The sequence below is a fragment of the Thermosynechococcus sp. Uc genome, from assembly GCF_029335995.1.
In the GTDB taxonomy this organism is placed as follows: Bacteria; Cyanobacteriota; Cyanobacteriia; order Thermosynechococcales; family Thermosynechococcaceae; genus Thermosynechococcus.
Genome location: NZ_JARJMS020000074.1, coordinates 1 through 4,727, shown reverse-complemented (window position 1 = coordinate 4,727; position 4,727 = coordinate 1). Strand labels below are relative to the sequence as shown.

Below are 4,727 nucleotides of genomic sequence, written 5' to 3'. Positions count from 1 at the left end.
CTGCTCGAGACTCTCCCCGCCACGCGCCCCCCCCAGAAACTCATACCTAACTCACCGCGATCTCAGTGTGCTATGGAAATAGAGATTACTTCTAACCCCAATTCCGTATTTGCTCCCCCTTAACCCCGTCCCTCCCCGTTAAATGCAGTACATGACCACCAACTAGCGACAACCTTCCGCTGTTTGACAAACTCCCCGGCTAGAAGGCCAACGATTCCTACAGCGCTCAAGCCGATGATCTTAGGTTGCTGCGGTGGGTTCTTAAGCCGAGTGCGTATCCACTACTCCTATCTCCACAGGTGTCACTTCCGGGATGCCCTGCCGTAGGTCAGTGTGGTTGGGGCCGACAGTAAAATAACAGAACGGCTCCGCTGTTTGCGCTATCCTTCTCCACCCTGAATGGCGGGGCTTGCTGGGTATCTGGTCAGCAAGACTTCTTTATCCTGTACTGTACCTTAATAAACACAGTGGCTTCCAACTCCAAGGATTCTCAAAGCAGTCGCTGCATTGATATAGTGGTGTTCTACATGTTTCTAAATGTTAACGAGGAAGATGATGGGGTTGTTGGGGATTCGCTTTACCGTAGGGGCTGGTAACTTTGTCCCCTTTTATGGGGTGTTATTGCTGGGGCTTGTGGCTGCTGTGAGCATTGGCCTTGTTGCATGGTACAACTCGAAGCGTCCCCCCGGTTGGGAAAGTGCTGATCGCCCCAGTTTTATCCCCAAGTTAAATCTCGAAGAGTCCGAGGCCAACCCCACCCCTGATGAGACGACAGAGTCGTGAAGCTCTTTCAGATTTTATTACAGACGGCTTGGCCGACGATTCTTGCAGCAGCGATCGCTGGACTTCTCAACGGTGGCAGCACGGCTGCCCTCATTGCCCTGATTAATGCTGCTTTACAGAAAACCCCTGCCCTACAACAGCTCTTGCCTTGGGGATTTATTCTCCTCGGCACATTTCTACTGCTTACTCACTTTAGCTCCCAAGTTCTGCTGGTGCGGGCTGCCCAACAGGCGGTTTATGAAATGCGTCTCCTCCTCAGTCGCCGGATTCTCGCTTCACCCCTACGCCAGTTAGAAGCCATTGGTCATCCCCAACTCCTTGCTACGCTGACAGAAGACGTAGACGCCGTCTCCCGTTCCTTTTCTGTCCTGCCCAATCTTTTTAACGCCATTGCCATTGTCATTGGCTGTCTGATTTACATGGGTTGGTTGTCGCCGCCCCTCTTTTTTGCCCTTGTTGCCTTGATTGCCATTGGTACTGGCAGCTACTTGTTTCTAGCGGGCAGAGCACGAAAATTCCTAGAGCGGGCACGGCAGCAACAGGATCACCTCTTTCAACACTTTCGGACACTGACTGAAGGCAACAAAGAACTCAAGCTCAACCGGCAACGGCGCTTGGCCTTCTTTTATCAAGAGCTAGAACCCACTGCCCAGAAAACACGGCAACAAAACGAACTAGGGTACATGGTCTTTGCCATTGCTGCCAGTTGGGGACAGTTGCTATTGTTTGTAACGATTGGCTTCTTTCTCTTCACGCTGCCCCACTTGCTAGGAGCCACACCAACGGTTCTCTCAGGCTATGTCCTGACGATTATTTATCTGATGCTGCCGATGCAACAGGTGATTGATGCTATTCCTGTTTTTAGTCGTGCCAGCGTTGCCTTAAAAAAAGTGGAATCCCTACAACTAAGTCTTGGAGATCCACGCCAAGACATTGAGGTTCGTGGAGAACTCCCCCCCTTGGGCTGGAAAACCCTCTCACTGCGACAGATTCGCCATCAATACCACAGCAGCCATGAGGACGAACCGGCAACGTTTACCCTAGGGCCTTTAAGTTTGAGCGTGCAGGCTGGTGAACTCCTGTTTATTGTTGGTGGCAATGGCAGTGGTAAATCTACCCTCGCCAAAATTATTACGGGACTCTACGTTCCTGATCAGGGGGAAATTTGGGTGGATGATCACTGTTTGCAGCCTGAAGACTATGAATGGTATCGCCAACACTTTGCCACAGTTTTTAGTGACTTTTATCTTTTTGAGTCACTGTTGGGTATTGAGTCTTCCGAACGTATAGCAGAAGTGCCAAGTTACCTCGAAAAACTGCGCTTGAGCCACAAAGTCCGCTTAGAAGGTAACCGCTTTTCCACGACAGCTCTTTCCCAAGGGGAGCGCAAGCGTTTGGGGTTGTTGATGGCCTATCTGGACGATCGCCCCGCCTATCTGTTTGATGAATGGGCAGCGGATCAAGACCCCCTGTTTCGGGATATTTTTTACCGCCAACTCCTGCCAGAGCTAAAAGCCCAAGGCAAAACGGTCTTTGTCATTAGTCATGACGATCGCTACTTTGATGTAGCCGATCGCTTGATTAAACTAGACTATGGCCAACTGGTGGCAGTCTCTCATCCCTAGGTAAACTGCTGGCTCAGCATCAGGGGATTGTGAACTGTGATTTTCTTTTTGTGGATTGAGATCATTTTTTGATTTCGCAGTTCCCCTAAAAGGCGCGTCACGGTTACCCGTGTTGAGCCAATGGCCTCGGCAATTTCCTGATGGGAAAGTTTCAAATCCACGGTTACGCCGGCACTGGTGGGAATGCCAAAATCACGGCAAAGAATCAGTAAAAAACTCACCAATCGAGATCCCATATCGCGGTGGGCAAGGGTTTCAATCATCATCTCCGTTTGGAGGATGCGCGATGACAACCCTTGAATCATAAACATCAGCAAATCTGGATCTTCGTGCATTGCCTTTTCCACCTGTTCGATGGGAACCGCCAATAGCTCTACATTCGTAAATGCCACCGCATGGTAAAAGCGATCGGAGCGGGTGCCCGTAATCAGGGACAACACGCCAAACACCGTATTTTCTCGCAGCAGTGCCACCGTAATTTCTTCGCCTGCTTCATACACCCGAGAGAGCTTCACTGCGCCCTTGAGGAGAAAATAAACCTTTTCTGCTGGGTCGCCCGGAAAGAAAATGGTTTTCCCACGTTCGTAGGTTTCAGTTGTGGATGGAAACAAGCCACTGGCCATGTGGCGAAAGACGGGTGCCAAGGGTTGATCTTTGTTCATGAGTCGTGTGTCAATCCAAGGTAGTTCAGTGGGCGGCATAGCGATCGCATGGGTGCTATTGGCATTCATATCCCCCCAATAACACAACTCTCTCAACGCCAAGAAATCTCGCTCTGGGTGTAGAGTTCAGCATTGACAGATTAGTAAAACCAATTCAGAGGTATTTTTTTTGTATCATGCCATACTTTTTTTCGAGAGAATTAAGGGCGGACGCAAAAGTAAGTACCCCAACGCTCCCAGTAAGGGCACCACACTCCACCACCGCCACGGCGAATTCTCTATACCCCGCCGCTGCCAATCATCAATGAGAAGGAACGGAAACAATAGCGATAGCAGACAAAAATCAAGGGTCATCACATGGACAAAGCGGCTGGTTTGCCACTGCTGCCAAAAGTCTGCCCAATTGCCTGCAATCAAACCATAACTAAGAAAGCCCACCGCCAATAGACCAATGCCAGTGGCAGTAATCCGTGACTCCCAAAGGCGTACACCTCTATTAATTTCCCCTGTGAAGATTGGTGCCGGCTGGCGCAGAATGAAATAAGGTAATAGGGCAAACGCACCCACGGCAAAACTAAAGACAGCAAATGGCCACGCTAGAAATCGCTGTTCTTGACCATCTACGACCAGTAATGCGGTATAAATCAGTGGCCACACGCCCATAAGATTAAAAAGACTGACAATTAGGGGGTTAATGCCCTGCCAGTCTCCTGTTGCTAGTTGTTGAATCATTACCATTGTCTGCGGTTGATCTGGGGGTGCAAAAGCAAAGCTATAGACAATCAATCCCAGCCAGAGAACCGCAAAGACAATCCGCATACCACCTTTTTCTAAGCTAGAACTGTTTCCGATACCCCTGCTTTTTGCAGTTGTTTCGTGAATTGGGGCAGCACTCGCTGGCACTGGCGAATAAATGCTTCTAGCCAACCTTGCAAATGCTTGAGTTGCTCCTCACTGAGGAATACATCGCGGGTGGACTGGTACGATTGACAAACCACACGAGCTTCATTGGTTACTGTAAAGTCAGCAAACCAACTGCTGTAGGGACGAGTACCCCGCCAATAGTTGGCCACAATCATTTTGCCAAGGTATTTCTGGGCAATATCGCTAACTTTATTAAAGTGTTCTAGCACTTCAGCCAAGGTGAGAGCTTTTGCTGCGGTGCCGTTGGTCTGTTCAAGCTGAGGCAGGGTAATATCTGTCAATTCTTCGTGGACTTGCCCCCCCAGACCCATGATGGCAAAGAGTTTTTGTTCTAAGTTGGCAAGGTAGCAGTTGTAGGTTTGGCCATTGCGGCTGAGGGTTTGGTGCATCCGAACAATTAATTCAACCTCCGCCAACTTGGTTGCTGTCAAGGACTCCAGGCGCGCCAGTTGATCGGCAAAGGCTTGACTGTCATTTTCGGCATTACTCACGGTTAACCCAAGGGATTCAGCTCGCTCTGCAAGCAGGCGGCGAATGTAGTAACGAGTCATGGGTGTGAGCGACATAATCTAAACCTCAAACGCAGCCAAAGTGGAACAGAAGCGGAATATGAACTTTTGTAAACCAATTTAACACGTCTCCTGCCTTCGTTGCAAAATGTAAATGCTCTGGTTATGCAATGAATTTTAAAAGCAGTAGTGACTTGGATTGAGCCACATTCCTCCCTTTGCTA

At 49.4% G+C, this 4,727-nt stretch carries 5 protein-coding genes; 2 read left to right on the top strand and 3 right to left on the bottom strand.

The window, feature by feature from the left end:
• Window positions 1-537: 537 nt before the first annotated feature.
• Together P3X23_RS08105 and P3X23_RS08100 are read left to right on the top strand one after the other, a co-directional pair.
• A complete protein-coding gene (locus P3X23_RS08105; RefSeq protein WP_367186561.1) occupies window positions 538-783 on the top strand; it encodes a hypothetical protein in 246 nt (81 codons plus the stop codon).
• Complete coding sequence (locus P3X23_RS08100) at window positions 780-2,408, top strand: cyclic peptide export ABC transporter (protein WP_300875182.1); 1,629 nt, start codon at window positions 780-782, stop codon at window positions 2,406-2,408. The genes P3X23_RS08105 and P3X23_RS08100 overlap by 4 nt, the downstream gene beginning before the upstream one ends.
• Here the strand turns inward: P3X23_RS08100 and ntcA are convergent.
• The 3 genes from ntcA to P3X23_RS08085 all read right to left on the bottom strand — a co-directional run bounded on the left by ntcA (window position 2,405) and on the right by P3X23_RS08085 (window position 4,560).
• Entirely contained in the window at window positions 2,405-3,070 is a 666-nt protein-coding gene (gene ntcA, locus P3X23_RS08095; protein WP_300875185.1) for a global nitrogen regulator NtcA, read from the bottom strand. The genes P3X23_RS08100 and ntcA overlap by 4 nt on opposite strands.
• 174 nt (window positions 3,071-3,244) lie before the next feature.
• Window positions 3,245-3,889 carry a DUF2834 domain-containing protein gene (locus P3X23_RS08090; RefSeq protein WP_300875179.1) on the bottom strand — a complete coding sequence of 215 codons (645 nt, stop codon included), beginning with the start codon at window positions 3,887-3,889 and terminating at the stop codon, window positions 3,245-3,247.
• A gap of 11 nt (window positions 3,890-3,900) precedes the next feature.
• Complete coding sequence (locus tag P3X23_RS08085) at window positions 3,901-4,560, bottom strand: hypothetical protein (protein WP_300875175.1); 660 nt, start codon at window positions 4,558-4,560, stop codon at window positions 3,901-3,903.
• Between the last annotated feature and the right edge of the window lie 167 nt (window positions 4,561-4,727).

Coding starts and splice junctions, on each gene's coding strand:
- P3X23_RS08105 (WP_367186561.1), top strand. CDS start 538: ATGTTAACGAGGAAGATGATGGGGTTGTTGGGGATTCGCTTTACCGTA.
- ntcA (WP_300875185.1), bottom strand. CDS start 3,070: ATGAACAAAGATCAACCCTTGGCACCCGTCTTTCGCCACATGGCCAGT.
- P3X23_RS08090 (WP_300875179.1), bottom strand. CDS start 3,889: ATGCGGATTGTCTTTGCGGTTCTCTGGCTGGGATTGATTGTCTATAGC.
- P3X23_RS08085 (WP_300875175.1), bottom strand. CDS start 4,560: ATGTCGCTCACACCCATGACTCGTTACTACATTCGCCGCCTGCTTGCA.